18 protein-coding genes and 1 pseudogene are annotated in these 18359 nt (G+C 74.9%); 15 read left to right on the top strand and 4 right to left on the bottom strand.

Translation table 11 applies throughout. From position 1 onward, the window contains the following. Positions 1-61 precede the first annotated feature (61 nt). Positions 62-1012, bottom strand: a complete 951-nt coding sequence (locus tag AB0E83_RS17965; protein WP_362112038.1) for an NADP-dependent oxidoreductase — start codon at positions 1010-1012, stop codon at positions 62-64. A gap of 71 nt (positions 1013-1083) precedes the next feature. Here AB0E83_RS17965 and AB0E83_RS17960 point away from each other — a divergent pair, with 71 nt between their 5' ends. Together AB0E83_RS17960 and AB0E83_RS17955 are read left to right on the top strand one after the other, a co-directional pair. Next, on the top strand, positions 1084-2037 hold the full coding sequence (locus AB0E83_RS17960) for a helix-turn-helix domain-containing protein (RefSeq protein WP_362112035.1): 954 nt from the start codon (positions 1084-1086) through the stop codon (positions 2035-2037). A gap of 177 nt (positions 2038-2214) precedes the next feature. After that, on the top strand, positions 2215-2547 hold the full coding sequence (locus AB0E83_RS17955) for a peptidase inhibitor family I36 protein (protein WP_362112032.1): 333 nt from the start codon (positions 2215-2217) through the stop codon (positions 2545-2547). Positions 2548-2637: 90 nt separating this feature from the next. On the opposite strand, the gene AB0E83_RS17950 is transcribed toward AB0E83_RS17955, so the two are convergent. Then, a complete protein-coding gene (locus AB0E83_RS17950; protein ID WP_362112029.1) occupies positions 2638-3108 on the bottom strand; it encodes a hypothetical protein in 471 nt (156 codons plus the stop codon). Between AB0E83_RS17950 and AB0E83_RS17945 the strand changes: the two genes are divergently transcribed. From AB0E83_RS17945 to AB0E83_RS17910, 8 genes and pseudogenes are all read left to right on the top strand, one after another. Further along, a complete protein-coding gene (locus tag AB0E83_RS17945) occupies positions 3092-3295 on the top strand; it encodes a hypothetical protein (RefSeq protein WP_362112026.1) in 204 nt (67 codons plus the stop codon). The genes AB0E83_RS17950 and AB0E83_RS17945 overlap by 17 nt on opposite strands. A gap of 213 nt (positions 3296-3508) precedes the next feature. Further along, positions 3509-4111 (top strand): TetR/AcrR family transcriptional regulator, encoded by a 603-nt coding sequence (locus AB0E83_RS17940; protein WP_362112023.1) that lies wholly within the window; start codon positions 3509-3511, stop codon positions 4109-4111. 136 nt (positions 4112-4247) lie between these two features. After that, a complete protein-coding gene (locus tag AB0E83_RS17935) occupies positions 4248-5171 on the top strand; it encodes a TauD/TfdA family dioxygenase (RefSeq protein WP_362112020.1) in 924 nt (307 codons plus the stop codon). 224 nt (positions 5172-5395) lie between these two features. Beyond that, complete coding sequence (locus tag AB0E83_RS17930; RefSeq protein ID WP_362112017.1) at positions 5396-6721, top strand: MFS transporter; 1326 nt, start codon at positions 5396-5398, stop codon at positions 6719-6721. A 77-nt stretch (positions 6722-6798) separates the two neighbouring features. After that, entirely contained in the window at positions 6799-8520 is a 1722-nt protein-coding gene (locus AB0E83_RS17925; RefSeq protein WP_362112014.1) for an aldehyde dehydrogenase family protein, read from the top strand. 55 nt (positions 8521-8575) lie between these two features. Beyond that, positions 8576-10060, top strand: a complete 1485-nt coding sequence (locus tag AB0E83_RS17920; RefSeq protein WP_362112012.1) for a long-chain fatty acid--CoA ligase — start codon at positions 8576-8578, stop codon at positions 10058-10060. Positions 10061-10071: 11 nt separating this feature from the next. Beyond that, a pseudogene (locus AB0E83_RS17915) lies at positions 10072-10438 on the top strand (fic family toxin-antitoxin system, toxin component). Between the two features lie 172 nt (positions 10439-10610). Then, complete coding sequence (locus AB0E83_RS17910) at positions 10611-10892, top strand: hypothetical protein (RefSeq protein ID WP_362112009.1); 282 nt, start codon at positions 10611-10613, stop codon at positions 10890-10892. 108 nt (positions 10893-11000) lie between these two features. On the opposite strand, the gene AB0E83_RS17905 is transcribed toward AB0E83_RS17910, so the two are convergent. After that, positions 11001-12509, bottom strand: coding sequence for a DUF4246 domain-containing protein (locus AB0E83_RS17905; protein ID WP_362112006.1), 1509 nt, complete (start codon positions 12507-12509; stop codon positions 11001-11003). A gap of 105 nt (positions 12510-12614) precedes the next feature. Further along, a complete protein-coding gene (locus AB0E83_RS17900) occupies positions 12615-13349 on the bottom strand; it encodes a class E sortase (protein ID WP_362112003.1) in 735 nt (244 codons plus the stop codon). A 223-nt stretch (positions 13350-13572) separates the two neighbouring features. On the opposite strand from AB0E83_RS17900, the gene AB0E83_RS17895 reads away from it, so the two are divergent. The 5 genes from AB0E83_RS17895 to AB0E83_RS17875 all read left to right on the top strand — a co-directional run bounded on the left by AB0E83_RS17895 (position 13573) and on the right by AB0E83_RS17875 (position 18343). Then, complete coding sequence (locus AB0E83_RS17895) at positions 13573-14268, top strand: transcriptional regulator (RefSeq protein WP_362112000.1); 696 nt, start codon at positions 13573-13575, stop codon at positions 14266-14268. Positions 14269-14300: 32 nt separating this feature from the next. Next, on the top strand, positions 14301-14819 hold the full coding sequence (locus AB0E83_RS17890) for a DUF3291 domain-containing protein (protein ID WP_362111997.1): 519 nt from the start codon (positions 14301-14303) through the stop codon (positions 14817-14819). Between the two features lie 110 nt (positions 14820-14929). Further along, positions 14930-15682, top strand: coding sequence for an ABC transporter ATP-binding protein (locus AB0E83_RS17885; RefSeq protein WP_362111994.1), 753 nt, complete (start codon positions 14930-14932; stop codon positions 15680-15682). Between the two features lie 5 nt (positions 15683-15687). Continuing rightward, on the top strand, positions 15688-17058 hold the full coding sequence (locus AB0E83_RS17880; protein WP_362111991.1) for an ABC transporter permease: 1371 nt from the start codon (positions 15688-15690) through the stop codon (positions 17056-17058). Next, the gene (locus AB0E83_RS17875) at positions 17051-18343 is read left to right on the top strand and encodes a sensor domain-containing protein (RefSeq protein ID WP_362111988.1); all 1293 of its coding nucleotides are present in this window, start codon (positions 17051-17053) and stop codon (positions 18341-18343) included. Before AB0E83_RS17880 ends, AB0E83_RS17875 begins: the two co-directional genes overlap by 8 nt. Positions 18344-18359 lie beyond the last annotated feature (16 nt).

Genomic DNA, 18359 nt, shown 5'->3' with positions numbered 1-18359 from the left:
CCGGGGGAGCGGCGGTTCCGGCGGGGCCGGTGCGGCACCGCCGGAACCGCCGCGGGCCGCGTCAGGAGACGGTGAGCACGATCTTGCCGGTGGTGCGGCCCGTCTCGCCGAGCGCGTGGGCCTTGGCCGCGTCGGCGAGCGGGAAGACGGCCTCGACGTGGGCCCGGAGGGTGCCGGCGGCGGCCAGGTCGGCGACGGCGTTCATGCCGGTGTGGTCGGCCTCGACGAGGAGGGTCTCGACGCGGACCCCGCGGGCCGCCGCCTTCGCGGCCTCGTCGGGGTCGGTGCCCGGCAGGAGCGAGACGAGGATGCCGCCGGGGCGCAGCACGTCGAGGGAACGGACGCGGGTGTCGCCGGAAAGGGTGTCCAGCACCATGTCGACGTCCCGGACGGCGTCGCGGAAGTCGGTGGTGCGGTAGTCGACGACCTCGTCCGCGCCGAGGGAACGGACGAAGTCGTGCTTGGGGGCGCTGGCGGTGCCGACGACGTACGCGCCGCGGGCCTTGGCGATCTGGACGGCGAGGTGGCCGACCCCGCCGGCGGCCGCGTGGACCAGGACGCGCTGTCCGGCGCGGACGGCGGCGGCGTCGACGATCGCCTGGTAGGCGGTGAGGGCGGCGAGCGGCAGGGCGCCCGCCTGGACGTGGTCGATGCCGGCGGGCTTGCGCGCGAAGGCGCGGGCGGGCCCCGTCACGTACTCGGCGTGGGAGCCGACCCCGTGCGGGTAGGGCAGCATCCCGAAGACCTCGTCGCCCGGCTTGAACAGGGTGACGCCGAAGCCGACGGCCTCGACGACGCCGGACACGTCCCAGCCGAGGACGAGCGGCATGCGGTCCAGGAAGATGCCGGCGGCGCGGTGCTTCCAGTCGGTCGGGTTCACCCCGGCGGCGCGCACGGCGACGAGGATCTCGCTCGGACCGGGAGCGGGCCGCGGCAGGACGACCTCCTTCAGCACCTCGGGGGTGCCGTGGGTGTCCTGGCTGATGGCGCGCATGGTGGCGTGGTTCGTCATGTGCTCCAGCCTCGCCCGGGACGCCGGAGCCGTACCATGGCATGAAGGCCACTTTCCGACGGGATCCTGCCATGACCGTTCACCGTGTCGTCGTCCTCGCCCTGGACGGGGTGTACCCCTTCGAACTCGGCATCCCCAGCCGGGTGTTCGGCGCGCTCCAGGACCGCTACGAGGTCCTGACCTGTTCCGTCGACGGCGAACCCGTCGCCACGAACGCGGACTTCTCGGTCTCGGTGGAGCACGGGCCGGAGGTGCTCGCGACGGCGGACACGGTGCTGCTGCCGCCCTTCGACGTCTCCCGGCTCTCCCGCGAACTGCCGCCGGGGGTGGGCGAGGCGCTCGCGGCCGTACGGCCCGGGGCGCGGATCGTGTCGATCTGCTCGGGCGCCTTCGTCCTGGCCGCCGCCGGGCTGCTCGACGGCCGGCCCGCCACCACCCACTGGGCCGTCGCCGACGTCTTCCGGTCCTGGTACCCGGGGGTGGCCCTGGACCCGGACGTGCTGTTCGTGGACGACGGGGACGTGCTGACCTCGGCCGGTGCCACCTCCGGCGTCGACGTCTGTCTGCACCTCGTGCGACGGGACCACGGCACCGCCGTCGCCAACCACGTGGCCAGGGCCTGCGTCGCGCCGCCGTGGCGGGAGGGCGGCCAGGCCCAGTACATCGAGTGCCCGGTGCTCCCGGAGAACGCGAACGGCACGTCGGCCACCCGCCAGTGGGCGCTGGAGAACCTGCACGAGCCCCTGACGCTGACGGAGCTCGCGGCCCATGCTCGGATGAGCCTGCGCACCTTCGCGCGCCGGTTCAACGAGGAGGTGGGAACGAGCCCCGGCCGCTGGCTGATCCAGCAGCGCGTCTCCCGGGCCCAGCACCTCCTGGAGACCACCGACCTGCCCGTCGACGACATCGCCGGACGGGTCGGCTTCGCCACCGGGACCTCCCTGCGCGAGCACCTGCACGCCGCGATCGGCGTCTCGCCGATGGCGTACCGGCGCACCTTCCGGGGCACCGCCCCGGCGCGCTGAGCGCCCCCTCGACGCCGAGGCCCGGTGGGCGCGGACGTGCCCGCGCCGCCTCCGCCCCGTCGCGGATGGTCCTCCTTGTGAGTGATTGTGCGGTGTGTGGTCCTTCGGGAGCATCGGTACCACTCGGCAACAGAAGGAGGAGCGCACGTGCGCGCAACGGTCACGCACCGTGTGGTGATGGCACTCACCACCGCGATCGCCCTGATCCCCCTGTCGGCCACGGAGAGCGCCGCAGCTTCCTGCCCGGCCAACAACTTCTGCCTGTGGGAGGGCAGTCCACCGAACTCGCCGATGGCCCGGCTCGTGAACGGCACCGACGACACCGGCCGGGTCGGCCTGCCCGACGGCGGCGAGACCATGCAGAACAGGACCCAGAACGACTGGTGCGTGTGGTCGAAGCGGGATTACGGCGGGACGAAGAAGGTGGTCCACCCCGGCGAGTTCATCAGCTTCGGAGGATTCACCACGTTCTCCCTGCTGCCGGAGACCACCTGGCGCTGCGTCACCTGACCGGCCCCGCGGGACGGTTCGCGTCCTGCGCCCGTGATGGTCCGTCCTTCCCCGCCGCCGGGGCGGTGGGGAAGGCGCGGGAGGGAGCGGTCAGGGCAGCGGGCCGCTCCAGAAGTCGGAGTCCTGGTCGAAACCGACCTTGACCTCGACCTCCAGGGCGGAGCGTGCGGTGGCCGGCAGGTCGAACCCGTAGGAGGCCACGGCCTGCCGGCCGGGCAGCAGGGCTCCGTGGAGGCCGAGCACGGGCGGGGGCTCCGCGTCGAAGACGGCCGAGAGCTCCCGGCCCTCCCCGTCCCGTGCCCGCACCACCACGCCGTCGAGGGCGATCCGATCGCCGCTGCCGTTCCGCACCTTCACGTCCAGGACCACGGCCCTGTTGCCCGGGCTGTGCCCCGCCGCGCCCCGTGACGGAGTGAACGGCCTCGGCGCCGACACCGTCACCTCCAGCCCGTCCTCGTACGCCCGCGTCCGACCGAAGGCCAGCGTGCCGGAAGCCGGGGCCGTGGTGGCCCGGTCCCCGGGGGCGCGCGACGAGGGGCCGGGCGTGGCGGACGCGGACATGGCGGCGGGTCCGGACGGCGACGGCGACGCGATCGCCGGAGAAGGGCCCCCGCCGCCCTCCGAAGGGCCGTCGAAGGCTCCCGTCCCGGCCAGGATCCCCGCGATCCCCACCGCCAGGGCCACCCCGCAGGCGATCACCAGCGCGACGATCCACCGTCTCCTCGGGGGAGGCGCCTGGGGCACCTGACTCCGCAAGGGCCCGGACGGCGGCCCCGAAGGGGGCCCGTCATCGCCGCGCGATGCCCCACCGGGGGGCTTCTCGTCCGCCATCTGTGCCTCCGCCGCTCGGAACGGCGCCGCTCGACCCCCTCAGCGTAGGCCGAGCGGCGTGGAGCCGCACGGCGCGTCCGGTCGCCGCCCGCCTCGGCCCGGGCGGCGGGTGAGCCCGTAGGCTCGGGGCATGGCTGGGAAGCGGGTGCGGGACGAGGGTCGGGGGCCGGGGCGGCCCCGTGAGGAGCGGGTCGACCACGCGGTGCTGGACGCGGTGGTCGCCCTGGTGGCGGAGAAGGGGCTGGCCGCCGTCACCATGGACGCGGTGGCGCGGCGGGCGGGGGCCAGCAAACCGGCCATCTACCGGCGCTGGCCCACGAAGCAGGACCTGCTGATCGCGGCGGCCGAGTCGCGCGTGGGCCCGCTGTCCGTTCCCGACCTCGGGGACTTCCGCGCCGAGCTGAGGGTCGTGCTCGAAACCCGGCTGGAGGCGTACCGGGCCCCGGGCATCGACCGGTTGATGGCCGCCGTCATCGGGGCGGCGGCCGAGGCCGGCGCCGTGCGCAGCGCGTACGGGGACTACTCCGCCCGCGTCATGAGCGAGACCCGGAACATCCTGGAACGGGGCATCGCCCGCGGCGACGTCCGGCCGGACATCGACGTGCGCGCGGTCTCCACCATGGTGGCCGCGCCCTTGGTGTTCCGCCTGGTCGGAGAGATGGCACCGCCCGACGCCACGCTGGTGGACACGGTGGTCGAACTCGTCTCCCGCGCCGTGTCCGCGCGGGACTGACGGAGAACCGCCCGCACGGGGGCCGCCGAAATCCAGAGGCGCGAACCCCTTGCCCCCGCCCATCCGAATATCGATACTCCCGGTAATGAATTCCCGGTCGTCACCGACGCCACCGTCGTCACCGCGGAGGTACTCCATGGCCATGCCCGCTCCCACCCCCCGGCCCGTCCTCGACAAGCCCCTGCTGCACTACGGACGGCGCGTTCTGGAGCGCACCGCCCCCGACGCGCCGTCCGCCGAGTACCGCCTCCTCGGGGTCCGCCCGCTCACCCCGCACATCGGCGCCGAGATCAGCGGCGTGGACCTCACCGGGCGGATCGGCGAGGAACTCGCCGCCGAACTCCGCCAGGCCCTGCTGGAGTGGAAGGTGATCTTCTTCCGCGACCAGCGCGGCTTCACCCCGGAACACCACCTCGCGCTCGCCGGCGTCTGGGGCGAACCGGAGGCGAACCCCTTTTTCCCCCGGGGCGAGACCGCCGGCGTCTCCCGGCTGGCCAAGGACGCCATGGCCGTGGGCCAGGAGAACATCTGGCACAGCGACCACTCCTTCATGGCGGCCCCCGCCCTGGGCTCGGTCCTGCGCGCCGTCGAGGTGCCCCCGGAGGGCGGCGACACGATGTGGGCGGACATGGGCGCCGCGTACGACAACCTCTCCGAGGAGACGAAGGCCCGCGTCGAGGGACTCACCGCCGTCCACGACTGGGTGCCCAGCTGGGGCGCCGTCATGACCGAGGAACAGATCGCCCGCTTCCGGCGGACCCTGCCGCCCGTCGAGCACCCGGTCGTCGTCCGCCACCCGCGGACCGGCCGCAAGCTGCTCTACGTCAACGAGCCCTTCACCACCCGCATCGTCGGACTGTCGGACGAGGAGAACCGCGAACTGCTCGACACGCTCGTGCTCCAGGCCCGCATCCCCGAGTACCAGGTGCGCTTCCGGTGGCAGCCGGACTCCATCGCGATCTGGGACAACATCGCCGTCCAGCACTACGCGATCAACGACTACTACCCGCGGCGCCGGGTCATGGAGCGCATCGCCATCGCCGGCGTGCCGCTCTCCTGACGCGCCGTCACGGTCCGGGTGTCCGCCGCGAGCCGGGTGGCTCCCGCGGAACGGACACCCGCACCGGTCGGCCCCCGGCAGCGGCGGGACGCGAGGCGGTCCCGGCGGCGCGCCGGCCGTTCCCGCCCCCTCCCGCACCCCTTCCCCCCTTCCTTCTTTCCCTCCCCCTTCCGGAGTGGCGCCCGCACGACCGCGTCCGCCCTCCCCCTTCCCCGGAGGTTCCCGTGACCGCCGCCGACACCTCGGCCGCACCGCCGCTTGCCCGGCCCGCGCGGGCGGCCCACGAGCCCGGCGCCCGCGCCTGGATCGTCACCGGCCTGCTCGTCGTCTTCATGATGATCAACTTCGCGGACAAGGCCGTGTTCGGCCTCGCCGCCGACGAGATCCGGGCCGACCTGGGCCTGTCCGCGACCGACTTCGGGCTGGCGAACAGCGCGTTCTTCCTGCTGTTCTCGGTGGCCGCGGTCGTGGTGGGCCTGCTCGCCGACCGGGTGTCCCTGAAGTGGCTGCTGCTGATCATGGCCCTGCTCTGGTCGGTGGCCCAGGTGCCCGCCGCGCTCGGCGGCGGACTCGCCGTCCTGATCGGCACCCGGATCGTGCTCGGCGCCGCCGAGGGCCCCGCCTTCCCGGTCGCCCAGCAGGCCGCGCTGTCCTGGTTCCCCGACGACCGGCGCAATCTGCCCGGCGCCCTGGTCACCCTCGGCGTCACATGGGGCGTGATCATCGCCGCCCCCGGCCTGACCTGGGTCATCCAGCACCACGGCTGGCGCTCCGCCCTCTGGGTGGTCGCGGGCGTGGGGCTGGTGTGGGCCGTGGCCTGGTGCCTGCTCGGCGCGGACGGCCGGTACCGGGAGAAGGACCGCGCCCCGGCCGCGGCCCCGGCGGACGGCGCCCACGCGCCCGCCGGGGCCCGGGCCCGGTCCGCGTACCGGCGCGTCCTCGGCAACCGCACCTGGATCGGCACCACCGCCGCGTACTTCACCAGCTACTGGTGCGTGGCCCTCATGCTGGTGTGGCTGCCGTCCTACCTGAAGAACGGCCTCGGCCACTCCTCCGAGGCCGCCGGCACACTGGTGGCCGTGCCCTGGGCGCTCGGCGCCGTCGTGCTGCTCGCCCAGGCCGCGCTCACCGGATGGCTCATGCGCCGCGGCGTGGGCAGCCGCTGGGCGCGGGGACGCGTCGGCGCGGGGATGCTGTTCCTGGGCGCCCTGTGCTTCCTCGCCGTACCCCTGACCGACGGCACCGGTGCCCGGACGGCGTTGGTCGTCGCCGGCTGCGGGCTCGGCGGCGCCTTCGCGACCGTCGCGGTCACCACCGTCGCCGAACTCGCCCCGGCCGCCCGGCGCGGCGGCGCCCTCGGCACGATGAACGCCGTGGTGACCACCGCGGGCCTGATCGCCCCGGTCGTCGTGGGCCGCATGGTCGACGGCCAGGGCGCCGCCGGCTACCAGAACGCCACGGTGGCGTCCGGCGTCCTGCTCCTGCTCGGCGCCGTCGCCGCCTTCGCCCTCATCGACCCGGCGCGCGACGCGCCCCGCGCCGGCGCCTGACGCGGCCGGCCGACCGCCTTCGTACCGGCCCCACCTCCCCCCGCCCCCGTTCCCGCCCCGCCCAAGGAGCCCCGCCCATGACCCCGCTCATCCTCGACATCGAAGCGCTGGACCGCGCCGTCGCCGAACTCCGGGAAGGCGCCGGCACCTGGGCGGCCACCCCGCTCCCCGAACGCATCGGGCTCCTCGAACGCCTTCTGCCGCGGATCGCCGACGCGGCCGAGGACATGGTCGCGGCGTGCGCCCGGGCCAAGGGCTACGCCCCCGACTCCCCCTGGGCGGCGGAGGACTGGGCGGGCGCGCCGTGGGCACTGGCCCGGACCGCGAGCGCCTACCTCCAGGTCCTGCGCCGGATCGCGGCCGGCAAGGAGCCGCTCGACGTCCGCGCCGTACGGGAGCGGGACGGGCGGACGGTCGTCGACGTCTTCCCCGCCACCGGCTGGGACGGCCTGCTGCTCAACGGGTTCACCGCCCAGGTGCGGACCCGGCCGGGCACCACGGCGGCCGGGGTGCGGAGCCGGGCGGCGGCCGCGTACCGGGGCCGGCCCGCCGACCCGGGCGTCGCCCTGGTCCTGGGCGCCGGCAACGTCGCGGCCATCACCGCCCTCGACGTCCTGCACAAGCTGTACGTGGACGGCCAGGTCGTCCTCGCGAAGATGAACCCGGTCAACGCCTACCTCCGCCCCCATTTCGAGCGGGTCTTCGGCGAGTTCGTCCAGCGGGGCTGGGTGCGGTTCGTCGACGGCGGCGCGCCGGAGGGCGCCCACCTCGCCGCGCACGCGGGCGTGGACAGCATCCACGTCACCGGCAGCGAGCGCACCCACGACGCCATCGTCTGGGGCACGGACGAGAAGGCCGGGGAACGCCGCCGCGCGGACACCCCGCTGAACACCAAGCCGTTCAGCAGCGAACTCGGCGGCGTCAGCCCCTGCGTCGTCGTGCCCGGCCCGTGGAGCGCGGCGGACTTCCGCTTCCAGGCCGAGCACATCGTCACCAGCAAGATGAACAACTCCGGCCACAACTGCGTCGCCAGCCAGATCCTGGTGCTCCCGCGCGCCTGGGACGGCACCGAACGGCTGCTGGCCGAGATCCGGCGGATCCTGCGCGAACTGCCCGCCCGCACCGACTACTACCCGGGCGCGGACCGGCGTCTGGCGGCCGTGCGGGCGGCGCACCCGGAGGCCGAGGCCCACGGCGGGGACGACCGCCGGCTCCTGGTCCCCGACGTCCCCGTCGCGGACGGCCGGGACGTGCTGCTGACCGACGAGGTGTTCGGCAGCGCGCTGGGCGTCGTACGGCTCCCCGGCGCCACCCCGGACGCCTTCCTGCGCGAGGCCGTCGCCTTCGCCGACGAGCGCCTCCCGGGGACCCTCGGCGCGACGCTCCTCGTCCACCCGAAGACGGAGAAGGAACACCGTGCCGCGGTCGAGGCGGCCGTCGCGGGCCTGCGGTACGGCACGATCGGCGTCAACTGCTGGTCCGCGATCGGCTTCCTCCTCGGCCACACCCCGTGGGGAGCCCACCCCGGCCACACCCGCCGGGCCATCGGCAGCGGGATCGGCTTCGTCCACAACGCCTTCATGCTGGCCGACGACGACATAGAGAAGACCGTCCTGCGCGCGCCCTTCGCCCCCGCTCCCCGCGGCCTGTTCACCGGCTCGCCGTCGCTGTCGCCGCGCCCGCCCCACTTCGTCACCCATCGCACCGGCGTCACCACCCTGAAGCGGGTCACCCTCTTCACCGCGGCCCCGTCCCTCGCGAAGCTGCCCGGCGTCCTCGCCTCCGCGCTGCGCGGCTGACCTCCGCCGGCCGCACCTCCTTCTCCTCCGCCCCACCCTTCAGAAGGACATCCTCATGAACCTCTCCGACCTCCTCGGCCGCGGCGCGGCCCAGCACGGTCCGAGCATCGCCGTCGAACTCGGCGACACGTCGCTGACGTACGCGGCGCTCGACGAACTCGCGGGACGGACGGCCGCGATGCTCGCCGCCCGCGGCGTCACGCCCGGCGACCGGGTCGGCCTCATGCTGCCCAACCTGCTGGAGTTCCCGGCCCTCTTCTACGGCGCGCTGCGCGCGGGCGCCGTCGTCGTCCCGATGAACCCGCTCCTGAAGTCCCGCGAGATCGCCCACTACCTCGAGGACTCGGGCGCGGTGCTCGTGTTCGCCCACGACTCCCTCGTCGGGGAGGTGGAGGCGGGCCGTGCCGCCGCGGACTCGCGGGCCACGGTGGTCCCGATCGGGGCCGGCGCGCTGACCGGGCTGCTCGCCGACCACACCGTGCCGGTCACCGCCTCGGTCGGCGCGGGCGAGGACACCGCCGTCATCCTCTACACCTCCGGCACCACCGGCCTGCCCAAGGGCGCCGAGCTCACCCACACCAACATCGGCCGCAACTCCGAGATCACCGCCCGCTCGCTGTTCGCCCTGACCGCCGCGGACAACGTGCTGGGCTGCCTGCCGCTGTTCCACACCTTCGGCCTGGTCGTGGCGATGAACACCGCCGTCACCGTCGGCGCCCGCCTCACCCTGCTTCCCCGCTTCGAGCCCGCCCTCGCGCTGCGGACCATCCAGGAGCGCCGGGTCACCGTGTTCGCGGGCGTGCCGACGATGTACGCGGCCCTGCTCGGCGCGCACGTCCAGGAGCCCGGCGCGTACGACGTATCCACCCTGCGCCTGTGCGTCTCCGGCGGCGCCTCGCTGCCCGTCGAGGTCCTCCACGGCTTCGAGAGGGCGTTCGACTGCCCGCTCCTGGAGGGGTTCGGCATGTCCGAGACCTCTCCCGTCGCCTCCTTCAACCACCCCGACCGCCCGCGCAAGGCCGGGACGGTCGGCACGCCGATCGAAGGCGTCGAGATGCGGCTGACGGACGTCGTCGACGGCGTCGGCGAACTGTGCGTGCGCGGCCACAACGTCATGAAGGGGTACTGGGGCCGCCCCGAGGCGACCGCCGAGACGGTGAAGGACGGCTGGCTGCACACCGGCGACCTCGCCCGTGTCGACGAGGACGGCTACTACTCCATCGTCGACCGCAAGAAGGACCTCGTCATCCGCGGCGGCTACAACGTCTACCCCCGCGAGGTCGAGGAGGTCCTCCACGAACACCCCGCCGTCGCCGAGGCCGCCGTGATCGGACTGCCCGACGACGTGCTCGGCGAGGAGGTCGCCGCCGCGGTCGCGCTGCGCCCCGGGACCGGGGCGACCCCGGAGGAACTGCGGGAGTTCGTGCGCGGCCGGCTCGCCGCCTACAAGTACCCGCGGATCGTCTGGATCCTCGACGCCCTCCCCAAGGGCGCCACCGGCAAGATCCTCAAGCGGGAGGTCGCGGCCACCCGCCCCTGACCGGAAGCGCCGTGAGGCGCGCGCACGGGCGGGGGAGAGCGCCCCTTCCCCCGCCCGGCCGGGCCGACCCCGCTCCCGACGATCTCGGCGTCCCCCTGGCCGCCGTCGCCCGTCACCAGGCCGGACTCCTCGACCGGCCCGTCCACGACGGGCCCTTGTGCCCGCGCCGCGGCCCTCGTCCACCCCCTCGGCCGCTGCCGAGGGCTGGAACGCTCCCACCTCACGGTCGCCTGCGCCGTCGCCGTCACGTACCTCAACGCCGCCGGCGTCCCGGCCGCCCCCACCCGCGACCAGCTCACCGCCCTCGCCCAGGAGCTCTACGCCCCCCGGACCACCACCGCGCGCATCAGCGGCCTCCTCCGCGCCTGGAGGGCCTGACCCGGAAGCCCCTTCCCGGGGCGGCGGGCAGCGCACCCCCGCGGAACAATCGGGAATGTCCGATTCCTTCCTTCGTGTGGCGTGAATGATCCGTCCCGGAGCCGATTCCTCCGAGGTGCGTTCCACGGGCGCCCGGCGCAGGGGGCTCCGGGCGCCGACCACAGGGGGAGACATGAAGCTCAAGACCACGTCGCTCGGCGTCGTCGCGTCCGCTCTTCTCGGGCTGGGCCTGGTGCTGGGAGGCGCCGGCGGCGCGGCCGCGTCGACCGGGTGCGGCGACGTCTGGGACAGCGAGATCCGCTCGTACGAGGTCACCTTCACCTACGAGGGCGAGTGGGTCTCGGACGAGGGCGTGACCATGTACCGGTACTCCGGAATGGTCAACGGCACCTGGCAGAACGCCTACGAGACCCACTACCAGGGCTCCAGCATGACGCTCAGCATCCCCTGCTGACGGCGGAGGGACGCGACCGCGGGCCGAGCGGGTCCGTCCCCGGGCCGGCCGCCGTTCCGGCGGCGGAACCCGGGCGCGGACCCGCCGGCGCCGGCCGGCGGGCAGGGGTCAGTGCTCGCAGAGCGAGAACTCCCGCTCGTAGAGCTGCTCGTTGTGCTCGTCGACGAAGAACTTGCGCTCCCGCATGAGCTGTTCGCGGTACGCCTTGGCCTCGTCGAGCGTCATGGTCGTCGTCTCGGCCCAGGGCTGCTGCGGCGGCACGTCGGCCGTCGAGACGATCCGCGTCGACGGGTCGACCAGGAAGAACGCGAGGATCTTGCGGTGCCCCGGCCGGGTCGGGTCCGCGAGGCGGAACGAATCGACGCGGTGCTGGAGCACGTTGGGGAAGGCGAGGCAGCGGCCCGCCGGGGTGGCGGTCGAGCCGAGCACCTGGTTCAGTGCGCCCTCGTTCTCGAGGCCGTAGACCTCGCGCACGCCGTTGTCGTCGCTCTGCTCGTACTCCGGTTCGTCCACGACCGTACGGAAGCCGAGACGGCTCTCCGTGATGTTCTCGCTGTCCCAGTAGTAGAGCCCCGTCGAGACGATCCGCTCGTTCAGCATCCCCTCGACGTGCCAGGAACCCCCGGCGTACTCGGGCTTCTCCGGGGTGAGGTGGATCGTGGCGAGCTTGACGATGACCTGGAGCCCGCGGCCGCGCAGGTCGATCCGGTCCGCGGCGTCGGGCACCGGGGGCGGGGTGAAGTCCGGCGCGTCCGGGACGACCGGGCGGCGGTTCTCCCACCAGTCGTCCATCGCCGCCTCATGGGCGAGCACGGCCTCCTCGTACGCCTTGTCGTCGTCGAAGTCGTCCTCGTCGGGGTACTCCGGCTCCGAGTCGTACCACCCGTAGGGATCGGCCTCGATCCGCAGGGGGCGCGGGTGGCGCAGGTCGGTGAGCACGTTCTCCAGCAGCGGACGGAAGCGCGCGAACACGTCCGGCAGGACGGCGGCCAGTTCGTGATGGGCCTCGGGGTGGACGTTGTTGACGTACGAACGGAAGGCGACCTCGCCGTCGTCACTGACGTCGACGTCCGTGGGCAGCCACTGGAACCTCTCCGAGAACTCGTGCTTCGAGTAGCGGTCGGTGGGGTTCCGCCACGCCTCCTCGGGCGCGCCGCTCACCTCGCGCACCAGGCAGAACAGGGACGGGTGGACCAGGTCCAGCACCTGGCCGTCGGAACCGGGGTGCCAGTCCCGCTCCGCTTCGGGGACCTCCTCCAGCACCCGGACCGCCTCGCGCAGCCGGGCCCCGAGCTTGTCGTCGATCAGGGTGTCCGACTGCCACACCCCGTCGACGGCGGACACCTCGATGCCGGTCCGCCCGTCCCGCAGCGCGGCGTAATGCGCCAGTTCGGCGAGGACGTACCGGACCTGGGCCTCGGTGAGGCCCTGGGCGACCGCTTCCCGCGTCCACGTGGCGACGATGTCGTCGTCGTTCCTCTTGTCGAACCAGTCCGGCTTGGCCCGTATGTGCGCGCTGCATCGCATCATCTGGAGCTCCCGCAGGGTCCGGGGCTGGGCGTACAACGCGGAACGGGAAGCTTCGAAGGGCAGCGGGAAGGCAGGCAGGCCGGTCAATTCTCTTGGTCCTCTTGGTCGGTGTGCGGTGCCGGGAAGAATACTTCAGCGCACCGACACCGCGGCCGCGGCGGGATGGGGCCGTGACCGGCCCCGGCCGGCGGCTCAGCCGGCGCCGGCCGCCGGGCGGGTCGTGGTGAGGACGCCGATCTTGTCGATGCGGTGCTCGGGGTTGCCCTGGGCGTCCCGCCAGAAGTTGCCCGCCGCGTCGTCCTCCGGAGTGGCGCAGGTGGAGAGCGTGATCATGGCGCGGGTGGGCCGTTCGCCGGGCTCCCCGGGGACGGCGGCCCGCTGTTCGGCGAGGGAGCGGTCGGAGCGGAAGGAGGTGGTGCGGGTCTCGACGATCCGGTACGTGTACGTGGTGCCTTCGGCGGTGACGCGCACGAGGTCGCCGACGTCGACGTCGGGCAGGTCGCGGAGCGGGCCCCCGGCGGAGAGCCGGTGCGCGGTCACCTGGTAGTTGCCGATGTCGCCGGGGCCGACGCCGCCGTGCTTCCCGTACGGGCTGGCCGCGACGCCCCGGTCCTGTATGCGGGTGCCCGCCCGGTCGTCGGTCTTCCCCTCGTACGGCACGACGCGCAGGTCCGTCACCCCGATCGAGGGGATGTCGAGTTCGGCGGGGCGCGGGCGCGGGGTGGGCGCCGCGGCCACGGGTTCGGGCGCCTCGGCGGTACGGGCCGGCGGGGACGCGGCGGCGGTGGGCGCGGGCTTCGGCGGGGCGGCGTCCGAGTCCGGGGGAGTCGGGGCGCCCGTCCCGGAGGCGGCGGCGCAGCCGGCGAGCAGCGCGAGGAGGGCCGCCACGGCGGCGGTGGCGCGGCGGGCGCGGTGGGCACGGGTCATGGCTCTCGACCACCTGGGCGTGGGCGGCACCTGCGTACGGGGGAGGAACGGCGGACGGGCGCGCCGTATTCCCGCCCGCGACCGCCCGCGACCGTACGCGACCGCCCGCGACCGCCCGGACCGGCGCGCGGGCGGCGGGCCGCCCCGTCCGGGGGTCGTACCGCTCCGGGGGCGGGAGCCCCGGCCTTCTATCTCCGATCCGCATTGTTCATAGAATGTCGGAGTGGAAGACATTGACGCGATCGCGATGCTGCAGGATCCGGTGCGGCGACGCCTGTACGAGTACGTGGTGGCACAGGGTCGGGAGGTCGGCCGCAACGAAGCCGCCGAGGCGGTCGGGGTGGCCCGCACGCTCGCCGCGCACCACCTGGACAGGCTGGCCGGGGCCGGGCTGCTGGAGAGCGGCAGCCGCCGCCTGACGGGCCGCTCGGGGCCGGGTGCGGGCCGCCCCGCCAAGGTGTACACGAGGGCGCGGGCCGAGCGGTCGGTGTCGCTGCCCGCCCGCGACTACCGCACCGCCGCCGAACTGCTGGCCGAGGCCGCCGAGTGGGCCGGGCTGGACGCCGGACTCCGCGAGGCCGCCCACCGTCGGGGCGAGGCCCTGCGGGACCCGGAGGCGCCCTGCGGCAGCCTGGAGGAGGCCATGGAGGTGCTGGCCGCCCGCGGTTACGAGCCCCGCCTGGAGGCGGCCGAGGGCGCGCGGGCGGACGGCGACGCCGGAGGGGCGGCCGGCGTCGTCCGGATGCGCAACTGCCCCTTCCACGCCGTCGCCGAACGCTTCCCGCCCCTCGTCTGCGGCATGAACCTCGCCCTGCTGGAGGGGCTGCTGGGGACGGACGGACCCCTTCGCGCCCGGATGGACGCCCGGCCGGGGGAGTGCTGCGTGGTGGTCGAGAGTTCTAAAAACAATGTCGATTGACATAGAAAAGCGGGCCGTGCTGGGATGAGGCCATGACCGCATCCACGCCTTCCGCCCACCTCGCCCAGCTGAACGTCGCCAAGCTCCTCCACCCCCTCGACGACCCGCGCATCGCGCCGTTCGTGGAGATGCTCGACCCGGTCAACGCCGCCGCCGACGCCGCGCCCGGCTTCGTGTGGCGGCTCGTGGGGGACGGGGCGGACGACGCCACCGCCCTGCGCCCGGCGGGCGACGACGTCATCGTCAACCTGACCGTGTGGGAGTCCCAGGAGGCCCTGCGGGACTTCACCTACCGCAGCGGCCACCTGGAGGCGATGCGCCGGCGCCGCGAATGGTTCGAGCGGCACGTCGAGGCGCACATGGTGCTCTGGTGGGTCCCCGCCGGCCACCTCCCGACCGTCGACGAGGCCCTGGAACGCCTGGCGGACCTGCGGGCGAACGGCCCGACCCCCCGCGCGTTCACCTTCGTCTCCTCCTTCACCGCCGCCGAGGCCGCCCGGCACGACCGGGCCGCGCGCCCCGAGCCGACCGGGGACACGACGGCGGTGTAGGGAAGGGCCTTTCCCGCCCCCGGAGGGAAGACGGGGTTCGGGAAACCGAACCCCCGGTTCGGGGGCGGGCACCATCGCCCGCCGGCCCCCGCCCCGCCGAGGATGAGTACATGATCGAAACGGCGAAGGACATCGGGACGGGAGCCGTCGCACGGGCGGAGGACCTGCACCGCCTGTACGGGCGGGGCGGCGCGGCCGTACGGGCGCTGAACGGGGTGTCGGTGGCGCTCGCGCCCGGCACGTTCACGGCGGTGATGGGACCGTCGGGCTCCGGCAAGACCACCTTGCTGCACTGCCTCGCGGGAATGGACCGGCCCACCGGCGGCTCCGTCTGGTGGGGCGGGACCGAGATCTCCCGGCTGCCCGAACGGCGGCTGGCGGAACTGCGGCGCAGCCGCGTCGGGTTCGTCTTCCAGGCGTTCAACCTGATGCCGGCGATGACCGTCGCCCAGAACGTCGAACTCCCCGGCCGGCTGGCCGGCGAACGCCCCGACCGGGACCGGGTGCGGGACGCGCTCGCCCGGGTCGGGCTGGCCGGACGCGAACGGCACCGGCCCGGACAGCTGTCGGGCGGGCAGCAGCAGCGGGTGGCCATCGCCCGGGCGCTGGTCTCCCGGCCGCGGGTCCTCTTCGCCGACGAGCCGACCGGCGCGCTCGACCGGGCCACCGGCCACGAGATCCTCGCGCTGCTGCGCGCCGGGGTGGACCGGGAGGGACAGACCTGCGTGATGGTGACCCACGACCCGGTCGCCGCCGGATACGCGGACCGGGTGCTGCTGCTCGCCGACGGCGTGCTGGTGGACGCGCTCGACCGGCCCCCCGCCGCCCAGGTGGGCGAGCGCCTGAGCCGGCTGGGCGGGTGAGCCCGATGGTCACGCTCGCCCTCGGGCCGCTGCGCCGCCGCCCGGCCTCCTTCGCCGGCCTGGCCGCCGCGCTCTTCCTGGCCGTCGCCACCGTCACCATGTTCGGCCTGCTGTTCGCCACCGGCCTCACCGCCGGCGAAGACGCCCGGGAGACGGACGCCGGACCCGGACTGATGGTGATCGCGGGCGCGTTCGGGGAGATCGCCGTCCTGGTCGCCTTCTTCGTCGTGGTGAACGCGCTCGGCTTCGCCCTCCGGCAGCAGCACCGCGAACTCGCCCTGCTGCGCACCGTCGCGGCGACGCCCCGCCAGACACGGAGACTGGTCCGCGTCCAGGTCGTCGCGACGACGGCGCTGGTCGCCGCCCCGGGGTGGGCCGCCGGCGCGGTCGCGGCGGGCCGCTTCCTCGCCGAGCTCCAGCGGCGGGGCATGGCCGCGCCGGGCCTGCGCGTGCCGCAGACCCCCCTGCCCCCGCTGGTGGCCCTGGCCGCCGCCCTCGCCGTCGGCCTGGCCGCCTCGGCCGTCGCCACCCGCCGGATCACCCGGATCGCGCCCGCGGCCGCCCTCACCGCGAGCGCCACCGAACACGGGCGGACGGGGGCGCCGCGCCTGCTCGCCGGCGCCGGCGCGCTGGTGGGCGGCGGCCTGCTGCTGCGGCTGGCGGCGACGCGGCCGGCGGACCAGGCGGACGAGGCGGGACAGGCGACGCTGCTCGGTGCGCTGGTGCTGCTGGTCGCGGTCGCCCTGCTCGGACCGCTCGCGGCACGTCTCCTGGCGGCCGCGTCGGGCGCGCCGCTCCGGATCCTGGCACCCGGCTCGGGCTGGCTCGCCGACGCCAACCTGCGCGGATACGCGCGCCGCCTCTCCTCCGCCGTGGTGCCCGTCGCACTGCTCGTGGGCCTGTCGGGCACCATGTCGATCATGACGAGCACCGCCGGGAACGCCCCGGGCACGACGGCGACCAGCGCCACCTCGGCCACCGACGTCTGGCTGCGCCAGAGCGAACTGGCCCTCCTGGTCTGCTTCGCGGCCGTCTCCACGGTCAACACCCTGGTCGCCGTGACCGCCGGCCGGCGCCGCGAGTTCGCCCTGCTGCGGCTGGTGGGCGCGACCTCGGCGCAACTGCTGCGCATGCTGACCGCGGAGGCGGTGCTGACCACGGTGGTGGGCGTGCTGCTCGGCGCCACGGTCGCCGGCGCCGCGTCCGCCGCGTTCAGCACGGCGGTGACCGGCTCGCCGCTCCCGACCGTCCCGATGGCCGCCTGCGGGTGGATCGTGGCGGGCGCCGCGGCGCTGACGGTCCCGGTCATCCTGGTCACGGGGGCGCGGGCGGCCCGCGGCCCGGCGGCGGAACGGGCGGGTGGCGGCGGTGCCTGAGCACGGCGGGGAACCCGCTCCCGGGGACACGGGCGGGACCGGGACCCGTACGGGAACGCCGGCGGCCGGGCGGCGGTCCCGGCTCTCCGTCGACGGCGGCGAATGGCTCTTCGCCGCCGCCGGACTGCCGCTCGCGCTGCTCTGCGGCGGCTACGCGATCGCCGTCCTGTACGCGGGCGTGCTGCTCTCCCTGACGGTGCTGGGACTGCCCTTCGTGGCCGCCGCGCTGCTGGGCGCGCGGGGCCTCGGCGCGCTCCACCGGCGACTCGTCGGCAGGCTGCTCGGGCACCGGGTCGAGGCACCGGCCGCCCCGCCCCGCCCCACGGGCCCGGTCGCCCGCGGCCGTGCCGCCCTGACCGACCCGGTCGGCTGGCGGAGCCTGCTCTACCTGGTGCTGCGGCTGCCGCTCGGCGTCCTGGGCTTCGTCGCGGCGGTGGCGCTCCCCCTCGGCGGCGGCTGGCTGACCGGATTTCCGTTCTGGGTACGGCTCCTGGAGCCGGAACCCCGGCCGTTCGGCTGGACGGACGCCGTCTCCGTACCGCTGGGACTCCTGCTGCTCGCCGCGGCGCCCGGCGCGATCCGGGCGCTCAGCGGTGCGAACCGGCGGCTCGCCGGACTGCTGCTCGGCCCCGCCCCCGTGCACCAGCGGGTCAGGAGACTGGAGACGGCCCGCGCCGTCCTGCTCGCGGAGAACACCGACCGGCTGCACCGCCTGGAGCGCGACCTGCACGACGGGACCCAGGCCCGGCTGGTCGCCCTGGCCATCACCCTCTCGCTGGCCGACGACGCGCTCGCCTCCGCCGCGGGCCCGGACCTGGAACGGACGCGCGGCCTGGTGGAACGCGCCCGCGGCCAGACCGACACCACCCTCGCCGAACTGCGGGGGCTCACCCGGGGCATCCGGCCGGTCGCCCTCGACGGCGGCCTCGCCCAGGCGCTGCCCGGCCTGACCGCCACCTCCCCGGTGCCGGTCGCCGTCCACCTCGACCTGCGGGAACGTCCGGAACCGGCGATCGAGCGGGCCGTCTACTTCTGCGCCGCCGAACTGCTCACCAACGTCGCCCGGCACAGCGGCGCGCGCTCGGCCGAACTCGGGGCGAGCGCGTCCGACGGGCGGGTCCGCCTGACCGTACGCGACGACGGGCGCGGCGGCGCGGCCCCCGGCGCCGGGACCGGCCTGGCCGGACTGGCCGAGCGGCTGGCGGCGGTGGACGGCGTCCTGACCGTGGACAGCCCGCCCGGCGGCCCCACCACGATCACCGCCGAACTGCCGGCGCGCCTGTGAACGGCGGCTGCGGGCG

The organism is Streptomyces sp. NPDC035033, assembly GCF_040636735.1.
Lineage (GTDB): Bacteria > Actinomycetota > Actinomycetes > Streptomycetales > Streptomycetaceae > Streptomyces.
The sequence above is the reverse complement of the archived record's forward strand: the minus strand, read 5'-3'. Positions and strand labels throughout refer to the sequence as shown.

Bases quoted from the DNA above. Each gene is read 5' to 3' on its own strand.
- AB0E83_RS17965 (WP_362112038.1), bottom strand. From the start codon at position 1,012: ATGACGAACCACGCCACCATGCGCGCCATCAGCCAGGACACCCACGGC.
- AB0E83_RS17960 (WP_362112035.1), top strand. From the start codon at position 1,084: ATGACCGTTCACCGTGTCGTCGTCCTCGCCCTGGACGGGGTGTACCCC.
- AB0E83_RS17955 (WP_362112032.1), top strand. From the start codon at position 2,215: ATGGCACTCACCACCGCGATCGCCCTGATCCCCCTGTCGGCCACGGAG.
- AB0E83_RS17950 (WP_362112029.1), bottom strand. From the start codon at position 3,108: ATGTCCGCGTCCGCCACGCCCGGCCCCTCGTCGCGCGCCCCCGGGGAC.
- AB0E83_RS17940 (WP_362112023.1), top strand. From the start codon at position 3,509: ATGGCTGGGAAGCGGGTGCGGGACGAGGGTCGGGGGCCGGGGCGGCCC.
- AB0E83_RS17935 (WP_362112020.1), top strand. From the start codon at position 4,248: ATGGCCATGCCCGCTCCCACCCCCCGGCCCGTCCTCGACAAGCCCCTG.
- AB0E83_RS17925 (WP_362112014.1), top strand. From the start codon at position 6,799: ATGACCCCGCTCATCCTCGACATCGAAGCGCTGGACCGCGCCGTCGCC.
- AB0E83_RS17920 (WP_362112012.1), top strand. From the start codon at position 8,576: ATGAACCTCTCCGACCTCCTCGGCCGCGGCGCGGCCCAGCACGGTCCG.
- AB0E83_RS17910 (WP_362112009.1), top strand. From the start codon at position 10,611: ATGAAGCTCAAGACCACGTCGCTCGGCGTCGTCGCGTCCGCTCTTCTC.
- AB0E83_RS17900 (WP_362112003.1), bottom strand. From the start codon at position 13,349: ATGACCCGTGCCCACCGCGCCCGCCGCGCCACCGCCGCCGTGGCGGCC.
- AB0E83_RS17890 (WP_362111997.1), top strand. From the start codon at position 14,301: ATGACCGCATCCACGCCTTCCGCCCACCTCGCCCAGCTGAACGTCGCC.
- AB0E83_RS17885 (WP_362111994.1), top strand. From the start codon at position 14,930: ATGATCGAAACGGCGAAGGACATCGGGACGGGAGCCGTCGCACGGGCG.
- AB0E83_RS17880 (WP_362111991.1), top strand. From the start codon at position 15,688: ATGGTCACGCTCGCCCTCGGGCCGCTGCGCCGCCGCCCGGCCTCCTTC.